General features: G+C 71.4%; 14 protein-coding genes. 4 read left to right on the top strand and 10 right to left on the bottom strand.

The features are described 5' to 3' along the window. Positions 1–67: 67 nt before the first annotated feature. From ADL03_RS35710 to ADL03_RS35700, 3 genes are all read right to left on the bottom strand, one after another. Positions 68–862 carry a hypothetical protein gene (locus ADL03_RS35710; protein ID WP_053738035.1) on the bottom strand — a complete coding sequence of 265 codons (795 nt, stop codon included), beginning with the start codon at positions 860–862 and terminating at the stop codon, positions 68–70. 28 nt (positions 863–890) lie between these two features. After that, positions 891–2,744: a glycoside hydrolase family 9 protein gene (locus ADL03_RS35705; RefSeq protein WP_053738034.1), complete on the bottom strand. Its 1,854-nt coding sequence runs from the start codon at positions 2,742–2,744 to the stop codon at positions 891–893. Positions 2,745–2,834: 90 nt separating this feature from the next. Beyond that, the gene (locus tag ADL03_RS35700; protein ID WP_231642687.1) at positions 2,835–3,836 is read right to left on the bottom strand and encodes a methionine synthase; all 1,002 of its coding nucleotides are present in this window, start codon (positions 3,834–3,836) and stop codon (positions 2,835–2,837) included. Between the two features lie 182 nt (positions 3,837–4,018). On the opposite strand from ADL03_RS35700, the gene ADL03_RS35695 reads away from it, so the two are divergent. Both ADL03_RS35695 and paaI read left to right on the top strand, forming a co-directional pair. Then, positions 4,019–5,359 (top strand): cellulose binding domain-containing protein, encoded by a 1,341-nt coding sequence (locus ADL03_RS35695; RefSeq protein ID WP_053738032.1) that lies wholly within the window; start codon positions 4,019–4,021, stop codon positions 5,357–5,359. Positions 5,360–5,586: 227 nt separating this feature from the next. After that, positions 5,587–5,973 carry a hydroxyphenylacetyl-CoA thioesterase PaaI gene (paaI, locus tag ADL03_RS35690; RefSeq protein ID WP_053738031.1) on the top strand — a complete coding sequence of 129 codons (387 nt, stop codon included), beginning with the start codon at positions 5,587–5,589 and terminating at the stop codon, positions 5,971–5,973. Here paaI and ADL03_RS35685 read toward each other — a convergent pair. Together ADL03_RS35685 and ADL03_RS35680 are read right to left on the bottom strand one after the other, a co-directional pair. Continuing rightward, on the bottom strand, positions 5,912–6,352 hold the full coding sequence (locus ADL03_RS35685; RefSeq protein ID WP_157529589.1) for a hypothetical protein: 441 nt from the start codon (positions 6,350–6,352) through the stop codon (positions 5,912–5,914). The genes paaI and ADL03_RS35685 overlap by 62 nt on opposite strands. Beyond that, positions 6,349–7,491, bottom strand: a complete 1,143-nt coding sequence (locus ADL03_RS35680) for a hypothetical protein (protein ID WP_053738029.1) — start codon at positions 7,489–7,491, stop codon at positions 6,349–6,351. The genes ADL03_RS35685 and ADL03_RS35680 overlap by 4 nt, the downstream gene beginning before the upstream one ends. 36 nt (positions 7,492–7,527) lie before the next feature. Between ADL03_RS35680 and ADL03_RS35675 the strand changes: the two genes are divergently transcribed. Further along, the gene (locus ADL03_RS35675; RefSeq protein WP_053738028.1) at positions 7,528–8,031 is read left to right on the top strand and encodes a DUF6584 family protein; all 504 of its coding nucleotides are present in this window, start codon (positions 7,528–7,530) and stop codon (positions 8,029–8,031) included. Next, positions 8,028–8,885 (top strand): serine/threonine dehydratase, encoded by an 858-nt coding sequence (locus ADL03_RS35670; RefSeq protein WP_053738027.1) that lies wholly within the window; start codon positions 8,028–8,030, stop codon positions 8,883–8,885. Before ADL03_RS35675 ends, ADL03_RS35670 begins: the two co-directional genes overlap by 4 nt. A gap of 96 nt (positions 8,886–8,981) precedes the next feature. On the opposite strand, the gene mnmA is transcribed toward ADL03_RS35670, so the two are convergent. Genes mnmA through ADL03_RS35645 form a run of 5 tightly spaced genes read right to left on the bottom strand, consistent with a single transcriptional unit; the run spans position 8,982 to position 14,175 of the window. Continuing rightward, on the bottom strand, positions 8,982–10,064 hold the full coding sequence (gene mnmA / locus ADL03_RS35665; protein ID WP_053738026.1) for a tRNA 2-thiouridine(34) synthase MnmA: 1,083 nt from the start codon (positions 10,062–10,064) through the stop codon (positions 8,982–8,984). Next, positions 10,061–11,233: a cysteine desulfurase family protein gene (locus ADL03_RS35660; protein ID WP_053738025.1), complete on the bottom strand. Its 1,173-nt coding sequence runs from the start codon at positions 11,231–11,233 to the stop codon at positions 10,061–10,063. The genes mnmA and ADL03_RS35660 overlap by 4 nt, the downstream gene beginning before the upstream one ends. Beyond that, positions 11,233–12,576 carry an MFS transporter gene (locus tag ADL03_RS35655; RefSeq protein WP_053738024.1) on the bottom strand — a complete coding sequence of 448 codons (1,344 nt, stop codon included), beginning with the start codon at positions 12,574–12,576 and terminating at the stop codon, positions 11,233–11,235. Before ADL03_RS35655 ends, ADL03_RS35660 begins: the two co-directional genes overlap by 1 nt. Further along, positions 12,533–13,405: a 1-acyl-sn-glycerol-3-phosphate acyltransferase gene (locus ADL03_RS35650; protein ID WP_082373747.1), complete on the bottom strand. Its 873-nt coding sequence runs from the start codon at positions 13,403–13,405 to the stop codon at positions 12,533–12,535. Before ADL03_RS35650 ends, ADL03_RS35655 begins: the two co-directional genes overlap by 44 nt. Continuing rightward, positions 13,402–14,175, bottom strand: coding sequence for a GNAT family N-acetyltransferase (locus ADL03_RS35645; protein ID WP_053738037.1), 774 nt, complete (start codon positions 14,173–14,175; stop codon positions 13,402–13,404). Before ADL03_RS35645 ends, ADL03_RS35650 begins: the two co-directional genes overlap by 4 nt. Between the last annotated feature and the right edge of the window lie 11 nt (positions 14,176–14,186).

The raw sequence follows: 14,186 nt of genomic DNA, 5'->3' as shown, positions 1-14,186 counted from the left end.
GCCAACTTCCTCCGGCCCTGCGGTCCCCGATCACTCCGGATCTCGAAGTCCACCGCAACCCCTCAACTCAGGTGTTGCAACGACCTCTTGAACCCAAGATCGTCGCAGAGGGGTCTGACAATTCCGCGACGCTGCCATCGGCCATGACCGCGTACAGCGCGACCGTCCCGTCCGGCAGCAACACCGCCTCGGGATCACCCGCCACGCCGGGCACCACGGGCCGCCAGCCGCCGTCGAGTAGCACCACGACCTCGCCACGCACGGTCCGCGCGTACACGAACCGGCCGGCCACCGACGGACGGCCGACGAAGTCGCCCGAGGTGCTCAGCTGGCGCTGTCCCACCCAGACGTCGCCGTCCTCCACCACGTACACGCCGTCGACGACCTCCGGCCCGCCCTGCCACGCCTGGCGCAGCATCGACGAGGCCCGGTCCGCCGCCTGGTCGTAGCGCTCGGGGCAGCACGACCGCTGCACGGCGTCGGCGAGCAGGCCCGGCGTGAGCTCCGGCCGGTCCACCGCCGTGGCGCGTTCGAAGAAGCGGCCCGCCGCGTACGAGACGTCCATGATCTGCTCAGGTGTGCCCCAGCCCATCGACGGGCGCTGCTGGAACACGCCCAGGGAGTCGGCGTCGCCGCAGTCGAGGTTGTGCATGTGCGACTCGACCCAGCCGGCCTCGAAGGCCGCGAGCATCACCTTGTCGCTGACCCGCAGGGACAGGCCCACCTCGTGGACCTCGCGGATCACGTCGGGGTCGTGCACGGCGGGCACGCGGCAGGCCGGGCTCAGCGGCAGCGCCTGCGCCGGCACGGCCGTCAGGAACAACGCGAGGACGACCAGCGCGAGCCCGAGCACGGTCCTCATTGGACACCCGGGCTCGCGCGGCCGCCACTCAGCCGTTCGCGATCAGCGAGAAGCCCAGCACGCCGGTCGCCGTGAAGTCGATGGCCGGCTCGGAGCTCGGCCACGACCGCAGGTCGTCGGCGAACACGGACTTCGCCGAGTTGAACTGCAGGGTGTAGGGCTTGGTGCAGTCCACCGCGCCCGGTGGCATCTCGCCGAGGTCGCTGAACAGCGTGGCGTCGTTCGGGCCGTTGATCACGGCGCCGACGAGCACCTTGGCGCCGCCGTCGGGTGAACCGGACAGGTTCGCCGCCTGGTGGTGCGGGCACTCGGGGAACTTCGCGCCCACGCCGACGATCAGCGAGGTGCCCCAGGCGTTGGTGCCGAGCGCGAAGCCGCGCTGCTGGGTGCCGAACGTCTCGTACGTCCGGTCGCCGGTCAGCTTCCCGTACAGCGCGGCGGTGGTGATGAAGCCGAACGTGCGCGAGCCGACGTCCCAGGTCTCGACGTTCGCGGCGGTGCGGAACGGCGAGCCCTTGGCCGCGTCGGCACCCTGCTGGAGCTGGCGCCGCAGGTCGCCGACGACCTGCGCCTCGGTCACCTCGGCGCCGGGGACGCCCGCCTTCAGCAGCTTCGCGAGGTCGGCGTGGCCGAGCGCGGAGATGTTGTAGACGTTCAACGTGTCGGGGTCCTGCGTCGCGAGGAACTCCTTGGCCCAGTGCGTGGCCGCGCGGGCGAACTGGGTGTACCGCTTGTCGTTCAACGCCTTCGCGGCGAGCGCGAGCTGGGTCGCGCCGAACTCCAGGTCGTCGGTCCAGGACGGTTCCGGGTAGTAGGCGTGCGGGAACGCCGTCACGAGCTGGCCGACGTCCTCCGTCTTGGCCAGCGCGAACAGCTGCGCGGCCTTGTCCAGGTACCGGCACGCCAGGCGCGGGTTGCGCTTGGCCTCGATCTGCGCGGCCAGCGCGAACGAGCCGGCCACCCGGCCGACCAGGTTCGGGCTGATCTTCTCGCCGGCGGCGTTCGCGCGGAACACCGGGCGGTGCTTGATGAAGTACTGGCTGTCGCCGGGCTTCACGTCGAGCTTGTCGTCGGCCTCGGGCAGGCGCCACACGTCGTGGTCGCCGACGAAGCCGAACTCCTCGGAGCCGGTGCCGATGCCGACCTGCGCGTAGAGCGTGCCGGTCCGCTCGTCCCACGCCTTGTCGAGCCACCGCAGGCCGAACTTGGCCTCTTCGTACAGCGCGTCGTCATGCTTGTTGCGCAACGCCAGCAGCATCGACGCGGTCGAGTACGACGAGGCGTGGGTGAACTTCACGAAGTCGCCCGCGTCGAACCAGCCACCTTCGAGGTCGACCCGCGCGCCGGTGGGCTTGAGCGGTGCCGCGATCTGGTCGCCGCCCTCGCCCGCGAACACCGGCTCCTCGTAGACCAGCGCCGCGCGGTCGGTGAGGTGGGCGGGTTTGCGGTTCAGCCGGCCGGGGATGACGTTCGCGCCGTCCCGTTGCGCCTGGAAGAACTCCACGGTGTCGTTCGCGACCGGCTGGAAGAGCCGGTGCAGCGAGTCGACCCGGAACGCGGTGGAGGTGGCCGAGCCGACCTTGATCCGGTACGTGCCCGGTGTCCGCACGCCGGAGAGGTCGATCGGGTGCACCGACGGGAACTTCTCGCTCCACGAGCCCGTCGAGGCACCCGTCCGGCCGGTCAGCACGGTCCGGCCGCGGCCGTCGACCACGCTGAACTTCGCGTTCGCGGCACCGCCGAGCACGTAGGCGTGCTTGGCCTCGCCGGTGCCGAACCCGACCTGGTCGACCCTGATGTACGTGGCGGGAGCGGCCTCGGCAGGCGCCACGACCACCCCGGTGAGCACTGCGGCGACGAGTGCCGCACGTCTGATGCGCATGTTCGGAACTCCCGATCCAGGCCCGGCGGTGGCCCATGGTTAAGAAAGTTTCCTAATAGTTCGCAGCAGACTAGCCGCCCAAACCGGACATCACCAGCCCTCGGGCGGCTCCGAGAACGCCGAGGAGAGGTCACGGGTCAGCGCCAGCGCACGCTTGACCCACCCCGCCGTCGCACCGGCCAGCCCGCACGTCGGTGTCGGCAGCGCCTTCTCCGCGAGGATCGACCGCGGGAAGCCCAGCCGGTCGGCGAGGGTGAACGCCCGCTGACCGACGTCCTTCACCGTCACCGGCGCACCGGGGTCGGTGCTCGGCACCAGTCCGAGCACGAGCGTCGTGCCCGCCTCCCAGGTCTCCCCGATCTCGTCCAGTGCCGCCGCACCCCTGACCAGCGTCGCGTCGAACGCGATCGCCGCCGCGCCCGCCTCGCGCAGCAACGTCAGCGGCGGCTGCGGCGCGCAGCAGTGCACGACCACCTCGTGGTCCCCCAGCGCGTCGATCACGGTCGCGAGCACCCCACGCGCGTCCGGCGCCGGCACGGCGGGCACGGTGCCGAGCTTCGACGGCGTCGGCAGCAGGCCCTCCAGCACGGCGGGCAGGCCCGGTTCGTCCAGCTGCACCACGACCTTCGCACCGGTGCGCCTGGCGACCTCGGCGGCGTGCTGGCGCAGTCCCTCGGCCAGCGACTCGGAGAACTCCTTCACGGCACCTCGGTCGGTGAGGACCCGATGGCCGCGCATCAGCTCGATGTTCGACATCAACGTCCAGGGCCCCGCCGCCTGCACCTTGACCGTCTCCGGCCGCGCACCCGCGCGTTCCAGCGCCTCGTCGAACGCGTCCAGGTCGCCCCGCAGCAGGTCGATCGCCCGCCGGTGGTCACGGCCGGCGCGCGGCGTGACCCGGTAGCCCGAGGTGATCACCTCGATGGCGAGGTCGACCAGCAGGCCGGCGGTGCGGCCGATCATGTCCGCGCCGACTCCCCGCGCAGGCAGCTCCGGCACGTGCGGCAGCTCCGGCAGCTCGCCGGCGACCACCCGCGCCGCCTCGTCGATGTCGGTTCCGGGCAGTGATCCGATTCCAGTTGCTCCACGCACCCGCCGAATTGTTCCACTGTCCGACAGAGAGAAGAGGTCTAGACCCATTGACGATGTGGTCTAGGCCACTTACCGTGATTGAGCAGGTGCTGAGCGTGCGAGCACCTCCCTGCACGTGGTGTGGGACCGCGACGCGCCCCGCGATCCCACACCACCCCTTCCCCTGTACAGAAGGACCCCCGATGTCCCGCTTCGCCCTCTTCGCCGCCGGGGCCGCCACCGCACTGGTGGCCGGACTCGTCGCGATCGCTCCCGCCTCCGCCGCCGGCGAGTCCGCCGTGTTCAGCCAGGACTCCACCTGGGGCTCCGGCTACCAGGCGAAGTACACGATCTCCGCGGGCACCACCGCCGTGAGCGGCTGGAAGCTGGAGTTCGACCTCGCCGGCGCCTCCGTCGGCTCCTACTGGGACGCCACGCTGGCCCGCAGCGGCAACCACCACACGTTCACGCCCCGCGAGTACAACGGCAACCTGGCCGCCGGGTCCTCCACGAGCTTCGGCTTCCTCGTGAACGGGTCGGCGGTGCCGGCGAACTGCAAGCTCAACGGCGTTCCGTGCGGCGGTGGCGGTGGCGGCACAACCACCACCACTACGACGACCACGACCACCACCACGACCGGACCGACCACCACGACGTCCGATGTGCCGCCCACGCCCGGCAGCGCGCGCGTCGCGCCGTACATCGACATCACGATGCCGACGCCGTCACTGGTCGACGTGGCGAACGCGACCGGCCAGAAGCACTTCACGCTGGCGTTCGCCCTGGGCTCCTCGGCCGGGTGCGCACCCGCGTGGGGCGGCACGGTTCCGTTGGACGACAGCCGGATCGTGAACGACGTCCGGGCTCTGAAAGCGCAGGGCGGCAGCGTGATCGTGGCGACCGGCGGTGCGATGGGCCCGTACCTGGAGCACGTCTGCTCCTCGGCCGACGCGCTCTACAACGCTTATGTGGCGGTGCTCGACGCCGTCGGTTCCAACAGCATCGACGTGGACGTGGAGGCCACGATCCCGCAGGCGATCGTGAACACGGCGCTGAAGCGGCTGCAGGACACCCGCGGCACCACCGTCAGCTACACGATGCGCATCCAGGGCCAGGACTACGGCATGGACCCGTACTCGGTGGACGTGCTGAAGGACGCGGCCGCCAAGGGCGTCACCGTCCTGGTGAACCCGATGCTGATGAACTTCGGCTACACGGGCAACTGGGGCGACGCGATGGTCGCCGCCGCCAACGCCACCCTCGCCCAGATGCGCACCATCTGGCCGTCGAAGACCGACGCACAGCTCAAGGCGCTGCTCGGTCTCACGCCGATGATCGGCCGCAACGACACGGGTCCGACGACGACCCAGGACGACGCGCGCAAGGTCCTCGACTACGCGAAGGCCAACCACGTCGGCCGGGTCGCGTTCTGGTCCGCCGGCCGCGACAAGGGCTGTCCCGGTGGCGGGGTGTCGCCCACGTGCAGTGGAATCTCGCAGAGCAACTGGGAGTTCACGAACATGTTCAAGTCCTACACCGGCTGATCCCCCTGCCGGGCAGAGGCCGACGCGGATGCACCGCGCCGGCCTCTGCCCGTTCGTCCGGGCCTTCTAACAGCCGCTGCAGCACCCGCAGCCCGGACCCGTGCACGAGCCGCAGCAAGAGCATCCAGCCATGACGACCACCTCCGTTTTGAGCGATCAAGCAATCGGACAGTAGGGCCGCCCCGGAGCGGCGTGACACCACCGCCAGGGTGATTACGCTGCCACGAATGAATGGTCCTGCTGAGATGCTGGCCGCGGACAAGGCCTCCACCGCCCTGGGCATCACGCCGGTCGAACTGCGCGACGGTTATGCGTTGCTGCGGATGACGGTCACCGAGTCGATGCTCAACGGGCACGGCATCGCGCACGGTGGATATGTCTTCCTGCTGGCGGATTCGGCGTTCGCGTGCGCCTGCAACCGGGCCGGGTCCGTCACCGTCGCCGCCACGGCCGAGATCGACTTCATCCGGCCCGTGCACGCGGGCGACGAGCTCGTGGCGGAGGCGGTGGAACGGACCCGGTTCGGCCGCAGCGGGATCTACGACATCACGGTCAGGCGGGGGACGGAGACCGTGGCCGAGTTCCGGGGCCGCTCACGGACGCTGCACGCCTGAGGCCGGCGGACTGCAGCACCGCGAAGCCGAGCACCGCGAGCCCCTGGGCCAGCACCAGCGCGACGCCGAGACCGGTCAGCGGGAACCACTCCAGCTCCGCGGTGAGAATGCTGGCGGCGGCCCACGCCACGTTGCCGATGATGACCGGCAACACGATCCGGCGGTCGGGAACGGCGCGCGTTCCGAGGAAGAACACGCCCGCACCGTAAATGACGCAGAAAGCACCGAGGCCGATCTGCCAGCCGACCGGCATCCCCACCTCCGGGCGGATCAGCAGGGTCAGCAGGCCGAGCGCGAAGGAAGCGACACCGTCGAGTTTCAAGGCGAATTTCAACATGGCCCGACCATGGCCCGGCGAACGCTGCCGGAACCACGTCAAGCGCTGCCAACTCCTGCCACCAGGTCCGCCGCGACCAGGCGCGCGGCCGCGTTCTGCCAGTTGTGGAGGGTGCGCTCGGGCACCTGGGTCACGAACCACCGCAGGGCGCGGCGGTCCTCCTCGTCGAGGTCCTGGCGCTTGGTGCGCACCGAGTACGGGCGAATTCCCTTGACGTAATAGAAGTACAGGGCGTTGTAATGACGCCATTCATCGCTCGTGCCGAAATCGCCGTCCGCTGGCTTGAGCCGTTGAATGCTCGTCAGCAGCATCGATTTCAGCTGTGCCGCCCGGTCGAGCGGCGGGCCGTCGTCGGTGAGCGCGATCAACGGGCTCGCGACGAGCTTTCCGAGGTCGCCGTAATGGCTCAGCGCCTTGCGGGTGAGCCGTGCGAACTCGGCCTCGTCCTCGGTGACCAGCGGGCGTTGTCTCGGCAGCGCCTCGGCGGCTTCGCGGAGCTCGGCGCGTTCGGCGGCGACGGCGGGCACGGCGAGGCGGTCGACGGCGGCGGCGAGCGGGTTCGCGAGCACCTGGACCGCGATGGCCGCCGCGACCGTCGTGTACGCGAGAACCTCCGGGCCGTCGAAGAGCAGGACCTGGGAGCCGAACAGGACGGCGGTGAGGCCGGCGATCACCAGCGAGCGCAGCATGTCGGCGCGGATCGCCTGGCCCTCCTCGACCGCGTCGGTGACCGCAACGAGCACACCGAACACGAGCAGGTCAAACCCGATCGAGGGCAACGCGACGGCGGTGGGCACCAGATCGAGCACGAAAGCCGCCACCGACAGTCCGAACATCACCCCAACGAGTGAAAAGTACGTGCGTTTGCCAGCCGCCAGAGCCGTCGCCACGGCCAACGGCAGCAGCACGATCCACGGCACCCAGAGCGACGCGGCGAAGAACGGCACCACGGCGAAGATCCACCAGCGGATCGCCTCCGGCCGCGCCAGGAGCAGGATCGCACCGGTCCAGGCCAGCGCCGGAACCCCGAGCAGCACCGGGTGCGGCACCACGACGACCGCCGCGTATCCGGCCAGTCCCGCGCCCGCCCACCACAGCAACGGCTTCGCCGGATCGCGGGCCACCAGGTACAGCCCGAGCCACCAGGCGAGGCCGGACACCAGAAGGGAGAGGACGAACACGGGTCAAAGCTAGCCGCGCCTGCGAAACTACTCGGCATGCCGGTAGAGCTGACGCTCAACAAAGCGGCCGAGGAACTGCGGCGTGGCGACCTCGCGAACGTGCTTCGCGCACGTCAACGCCTCGCGGGGCTCGTGGGCACCTACCCGCACCGGCTCGACCTGCGCGACCGCCTCGCCGAGGTCTACCGCGTTCTCGGCGAGCCCGCGCAGGCCGGTCGCTGGGCCTACCTCTCCGACGACCGCGATCCCGAGGAGACACTCGCCTTCGAACGCGCCTACCGCCGTGCCCAGGTCCGCCTCGTCGCGTTGAACTGGGCCGGTCGCCTCGACGAGGCACCGACCGAGACCGCCCGCACCCGCCTGGCGTCGCTCTACCTGGAGGCGCGGGTGGAGCTGCAGCACGAGCTGGACGCGGTGCCGCACGAGGAGACGTCCTGGGGCGGCTGCCTGGTCGTGATGGTCGGCGGCACCTTCGTCATCGTGTGTTTCCTGCTGGGAATCGTGACTCTCGTGCAGTTCTTGTGGAAGCTGGTCTCATGAGAACGCTCTACGACCACGTCCGCCGCACCCCCGTCCTGCGCACCGCTGTGGACGGTCGCCCGGTGGTGCTCAAGCTGGAGCACCTCCAGCTCACCGGCTCGTTCAAGGTGCGCGGCGCGGTCACCAAGCTGCTCACGCTCGCCGGTGACGTGAGCGAGGTGGTCACCGCGTCCGGCGGCAACCACGGCATCGCCGTCGCGCAGGCCGCCCAGCTGCTCGGCATGCGCGCCACCGTCTTCGTGCCGGTGACCGCGCCGGAGACCAAGACCCGCCGCATCGAGGCGTTGGGCGCCAAGCTGATCCGCCACGGCAGCACCTACGCCGAGGCCGCTGCCGCCGCACGCGACCTCGGCCCGCTCTACGTCGAGGCCTACGACGACCCGGTCGTCATCGAGGGACAGTCCACGGTGACGCGCGAGATCGTCGAGGACGTGCCGGAGGTCGACGCGATCGTGATCGCGTCCGGTGGCGGCGGGCTGATCGCCGGTGCGGCACTGGCCTCGGGCGGCCGGCTGGTCGTGAACGTCGAGCCGGCCGGCTGCTGCGCCGTGCACCGCGGGCTCGAAGCCGGGGAGCCCGTCGACTCGCCGGTGGACTCCGTGGCGGCGTCGGCGCTCGGCGCGACGCGGGTGGGATCGGTGCCGCTGGAGGTGCTGCGGCGGCACAACGTCACGTCGGTGCTGGTGTCCGACGCCGAACTGCTGGCCGCGCGCGACCGGCTGTGGGAGGAGTTCCGGCTCGCGGTCGAACCCGCGGGTGCCGTGGCGTTCGCCGGGTTCCTCAAGGGCGAGGTGCCGGGTGAGCTGCCGTGTGTGCTCCTTTGTGGAGCGAACTCGGAGTGGCTGCCGCGGTAGTGCCGATCGGCCGGGCCGCACACCGCACCGCGGCGAGCCCACGGGCTCGTCTCGTCGTGGGGCGCGGCGCCGGTCGCACCACCGGCGCCAGGCGGATCAGCTGGTCGCGTCGATCGTCGCGCTGGCCAGCACCAGGTCGCCCGCCGCGTCCGGGCGGTAGATCGCCACGGCCTGTCCGGGTGCGACGCCCTTGAGCGGCTCGCGCAGCTGCACGCGCAGCGCGCCGCCGACCAGTTCGGCCACCGCGGGCGCCGTGCCGCCGTGCGCGCGCACCTGCGCGACGCACTCGACCGGTCCGTCCAGCAGCACGTGCGTGATCGGGTCCGACGCGGAGATGCCGGTCACCGCGAGCTTCTCGGCCGAGCCGACGCGGACGGTGCCGGAGACCGGCTCCAGCGCCAGCACGTACCGGGGGCGGCCGTCGGGGGCCGGGCCGTCGATGCCGAGGCCCTTGCGCTGCCCGATGGTGAACTCGTGGACACCCGCGTGCCGGCCGAGCACCGCGCCGGTCGCGTCGTCGACCAGCAGGCCGGGCTTGGTGTCCATGCGGGAGGCGAGGAACTTCTGCGTGTCGCCGTCCGGGATGAAGCAGATGTCGTGGCTGTCCGGCTTCTTCGCGACCGACAGGCCGCGCGCTGCCGCCTCGACCCGCACCTCGTCCTTCGTGGTGTCCCCCAACGGGAACATCGCGTGCGCGAGCTGGTCGGCGGTCAGCGAGGCCAGCACGTAGGACTGGTCCTTGCCCAGGTCGGCCGAGCGGCGCAGCTCCGGGCGGCCGTCCACGACCGCCAGGCGCGCGTAGTGGCCGGTGCAGACGGCGTCGAAGCCCAGCGCGATCGCCTTGTCCAGCAGGGCCTCGAACTTGATGCGCTCGTTGCAGCGCAGGCACGGGTTCGGGGTGCGGCCGGCGGCGTACTCGGCGACGAAGTCCTCGACGACCTCCTCGGTGAAGCGCTCCGCGAAGTCCCAGACGTAGAACGGGATGCCCATCAGGTCGGCGGCGCGGCGCGCGTCGTGGGCGTCCTCGATGGTGCAGCAGCCGCGGGCGCCGGTGCGCAGGGTGCCGGGCTTGGCCGACAACGCCAGGTGCACGCCCGTCACGTCGTGTCCCGCTTCAACGGCACGGGCCGCCGCCACCGCGGAGTCGACACCGCCGCTCATCGCCGCGAGGACCTTCACTGCTTGACCACCTTCCGGGACCGCCTCATGCCTGCCAGACCTGCCGTGCGCGCGCGCTCGACCACCGGGCCGATCACGCCCGCGAGTTTCTCAACGTCGGCACGCGTCGACGTATGCCCGAGGGAGAACCGCAGCGACCCGCGGGCCAGCGACGGCTCGACGCCCATCGCCAGCAGCACGTGCGAGGGTTGCGCGACACCGGCGGTGCACGCGGAGCCCGTGGAGCACTCGACACCGCGCGCGTCCAGCAGCATCAGCAGGCTGTCGCCCTCACAGCCGGGGAACGTCAGGTGCGCGTTGCCGGGCAGGCGGCCGACCGGGTCGCCGTTCACGACCACGTCCGGCACCACCGCGCGCACCGACGCGATCAGCTCGTCGCGCAGCACCGTCAGCTCCGCCGCGCGCTGCTCCTGCTCGTCCACCGCGATCCGCACGGCCTTCGCGAGCCCGACGATCGACGGCACGTCCAGCGTGCCGGAGCGGACGTCGCGTTCCTGGCCGCCGCCGTGCAGCAACGGCGTGCACTTCACGTCACGCGCCAGCAGCAGCACACCGACGCCGTACGGCCCGCCGACCTTGTGGCCGGTCATGGTGAGCGCGGAGGCGCCGGAGCCGGCGAAGCGCACCGGCACCGCCCCCACGGCCTGCACCGCGTCCGTGTGGAACGGCACACCGCGATCCGCGCACACGGCGGCGATGTCGTGCACCGGGTTGATGGTGCCGACCTCGTTGTTCGCCCACATCGTGGTGACCAGCGCCACGTCGTCGTCCAGCGCGGCCTCGACCGACTCGGCCGACACCCGACCGTGCCGGTCCGTCGGGAGCCAGGTGACCTCGGCGCCCTGCTGTTCCAGCCACTCCACGGCGTCGAGCACGGCGTGGTGCTCCACGGCGGAGGCCAGGACGCGGCGGCGGTCAGGACGGGCCCAGTAGATGCCCTTGACCGCGAGGTTGTCGCTCTCCGTGCCGCCGCCGGTGAACAGCACCTCGGACGGCCGGGCGCCGAGCGCGTCGGCGATGTCCTCCCGCGCCTCCTCGACCGCGCGCCGCGCCCGGCGGCCGGAGGTGTGCAGCGACGAGGCGTTGCCCGTGGTGGACAACGCCTCTGTCATCGCCGCGACCGCCTCGGGGAGCATCGGGGTCGTGGCCGCGTGGTCGAGATAAGCCATCAGGACTCAAGGGTAGCCCGCATGCGGGGCCCGGTCAGAACCGCTCCCACCACGGCCAACGCGGCCATCGACAGGTTGAGCACCACCACGCCCGCCGTCGGCGCGGTCGCCACGACCAGCACACCGCCGAGTCCGATCATGGTCGCGGAGCCGAGCATGTCCGAGATCTGCAGCGCCGCCGAGTTGAAGCCCCGGTCCTGCTCGGGTGACGCGGCCATCATCAGCACGCCGACGCTGGAGGTCGCCATGCCCATGCCGGCCCCCGCGACCGCCCACAGCAGGAACGTCAGCCACGCGGGACCCCAGGAGGGTGCGATGAGCGTCACGGCCGCCATGCCGGCCGCCGTGAACAGGAAGCCGGTGCGGACGAGGGTGTGGCGTTCGATCTCGGGGTGCCGCGACGCCCACATCGAGGCACCGGCCCAGCCGAGCGCGCTCACCGTGAGCGGGATGCCCGCCTCCAGCGGCGAGTAGCCGTGCACGACGGTCAGCGTGAGCGGGATGAAGCCCTCGACGGCGAAGAACGTGCCCGCGAGCAGGCCGCGGGCGAGGATCGTGACCGGCAGGCCGCGGCGGGCGACCAGCGTGCCCTTGGGCAGCAGGATCCGCACCGCGGGCGTGAGCAGCAGCAGCGCGACGGCCAGCAGCCACCACGTCCGGTGCTGCAACGCCCAGCTCAGGCTCGCCACCCCGGCACCGGCGGCCAGCGCGGCGGCCGGGAGGAACCGGCGCACCGGCGGCGTCGCGGTGTGCGGCGGCAGCCCCTTGAGCACCGGCACGAGCAGCACGCTGCCGATGAGCACCAGCGGGACGATCGCGAGGAACACCCACCGCCAGCTCAGGTGCTCGGTCGCCCAGCCCGCGACGGCGGGGCCGACCAGCGACGGCACCACCCACGCCGCCGACAGCGCGCCGAACACGGCGGGCCGGTCGCTCTCGGGGTAGGCCAGTGCGATCACGACGTAGATCGCGACGATCAGGAAGCCGGCGCCGAAGCCCTGCAGGACGCGGCCGGCGAGCAGCACGGTCATGGTCTCCGCGACGCCCGCGACGACCAGTCCGGCGAGGAACAGGGCGACACCGATCAGCACCGCCGGCTTGGGCCCCCCGCGGTCGGAGAGGCGGCCGGAGAAGACGGTGGCCATGACGCTCGCCGCGAGGTTCGCGAGGAACGGCCAGGCGTACAGCGCCTCGCCGTGCAGCTCACGGACCATGGTGGGCATCGCCGTGCCGACGCCCATCGCCTCGAAGGCGAGGAGCGTGACCAGCAGGACGATGCCCGTCGTGGGCCAGCGGCGGTCAGGCGACCAGAGGCGAGACGGCCGGGGAGCGGTGAGTGTCACCGGTAGATCGTGCAACTTCCAGTTCGGTCGAGGTCAAGCGGTTTGATTGTTCTTTGGCAAGTTGGGCGAGCTCCCTGCGGTTGCTCGCGCGGCCGGGGGCGATCTCGTCGAGCACGTGCACCTCGACGGTGAGGCCCCTGACCTTCAGCACCCTGCGGACCGAGTCCACCAGCGAGTCGCTGCCGATGAACGCGGGCTGCGTGCTCACGTGGCCGTCGACGCGGTAGCGCAGCACGATCGGCCGCACCGGCACACCGGCGTCCAGCGCCGCCTGGAACAGCGCCGGCTTGTAGCGCCCGGACGCGAGACCGCACCACGTGGTGCCCTCGGCGTGGATGCCGACCGCGGAGCCGTTGCGCAGCTTCACCGCCAGCTCCTCCACGGTCCGCGGCAGCTCGCGCAGCCGTTCCCGGTCGAGGTAGACGGTGCCGACGGCGGTGATGATCCGGCCCAGCACCGGCCAGCCCTTGATGTCCTTCTTGGCGACCAGCTTGATCGGCTGCACGGCGTCGATCGCGAGCTCGTCCAGCCACGACACGTGGTTGCTGGCGACGAGCACGCCACGTTGCGGAGTGGCCTGGAACTTCCTGGCGCCGTGGACCTCCAGCCGCACGCCGAACGCGCGCAGCACGGCGTGGAACCACAGGCGCACCAGGGTCTCGCGGTGCCTGCCGGGCAGCAGCAGCGCGAGGGCGAGCCACACCCCGCACAGCAGCGCCGTGACGGCGGTGAAGGCCCGCCAGGCCTGCCGGAAGCCTCCTACGGTGCGCGGTGCCGAGGCGATGCACCCGTCACCACAAGGCGACGCGGGCATCCAGGCGTGACTCATGCCGTCTCCCCGAGGAAGAACCTGAGGTAGCGCTGGTCCAGGTGGTCCATGCCGAGCAGGATGAACAGGTCCGCGACGCCGAAGTCCGCGTCGAGCGCCGGCCGCCCGCAGATCTTGGCGCCGAGCCGCAGGTAGCCCTTCAGCAGCGGCGGCAGCACGGTCCTGGCCGGCCGCTCGACGGCGTCGACGTCCCACGGGTGGTGCGGCGTGACCCGGTACCGCTCGGGCGCGTAGTGCTTGGCGTGCACCGTGTCCCACACCCCGGCGGCGAGGCTTCCGCCGTCGTGCAACGGGATGCTCGCGCACCCGATGAGCCACTTGTGGCCGCTCAGCAGCATGTAGCGCGCGATGCCCGCCCACACGAGGCTCACGACGGCACCGTTGCGGTGGTCGGGGTGCACGCAGGAGCGCCCGGTCTCGACGATGCCGGGCCGCAGGTCGTCCAGGTTGCCGAGGTCGAACTCGGTGTCGCTGTAGAGCCGTCCCGCTTCCTTGGCGCGCTCCGGCGGCAGCATCCGGTACCCGCCGACGATCTGGCCGGTGCGGTCGTCGCGCACCACCAGGTGGTCGCAGTGCCGGTCGAACTCGTCGACGTCGTGGCCGGGCACGCTCGTGTTCAGCGCCGCGCCCATCTCACCGGCGAACACCTCGTAGCGCAGTTTCTGCGCGGCGACGACCTCGTCGCTGTCGCGGGCGACGAGGAGGGAGTAGCGGGGAGCGTCCTCGCCCTGCCGGGCGGGGGTGCTGACAAGCAGTTCCGGCTGCGTCATGCGCACCAGGG

Origin of the sequence: Nocardia sp. NRRL S-836 (assembly GCF_001279525.1) — a bacterium.
Lineage (GTDB): Bacteria > Actinomycetota > Actinomycetes > Mycobacteriales > Pseudonocardiaceae > Lentzea.
Note: the sequence above shows the minus strand (reverse complement) of the source record. Positions and strands in the feature narration are given on the sequence as shown.

Coding starts and splice junctions, on each gene's coding strand:
- ADL03_RS35695 (WP_053738032.1), top strand. CDS start 4,019: ATGTCCCGCTTCGCCCTCTTCGCCGCCGGGGCCGCCACCGCACTGGTG.
- ADL03_RS35705 (WP_053738034.1), bottom strand. CDS start 2,744: ATGCGCATCAGACGTGCGGCACTCGTCGCCGCAGTGCTCACCGGGGTG.
- ADL03_RS35660 (WP_053738025.1), bottom strand. CDS start 11,233: ATGGCTTATCTCGACCACGCGGCCACGACCCCGATGCTCCCCGAGGCG.
- ADL03_RS35670 (WP_053738027.1), top strand. CDS start 8,028: ATGAGAACGCTCTACGACCACGTCCGCCGCACCCCCGTCCTGCGCACC.
- ADL03_RS35645 (WP_053738037.1), bottom strand. CDS start 14,175: ATGACGCAGCCGGAACTGCTTGTCAGCACCCCCGCCCGGCAGGGCGAG.
- ADL03_RS35675 (WP_053738028.1), top strand. CDS start 7,528: ATGCCGGTAGAGCTGACGCTCAACAAAGCGGCCGAGGAACTGCGGCGT.
- paaI (WP_053738031.1), top strand. CDS start 5,587: ATGAATGGTCCTGCTGAGATGCTGGCCGCGGACAAGGCCTCCACCGCC.
- ADL03_RS35650 (WP_082373747.1), bottom strand. CDS start 13,405: ATGAGTCACGCCTGGATGCCCGCGTCGCCTTGTGGTGACGGGTGCATC.
- ADL03_RS35710 (WP_053738035.1), bottom strand. CDS start 862: ATGAGGACCGTGCTCGGGCTCGCGCTGGTCGTCCTCGCGTTGTTCCTG.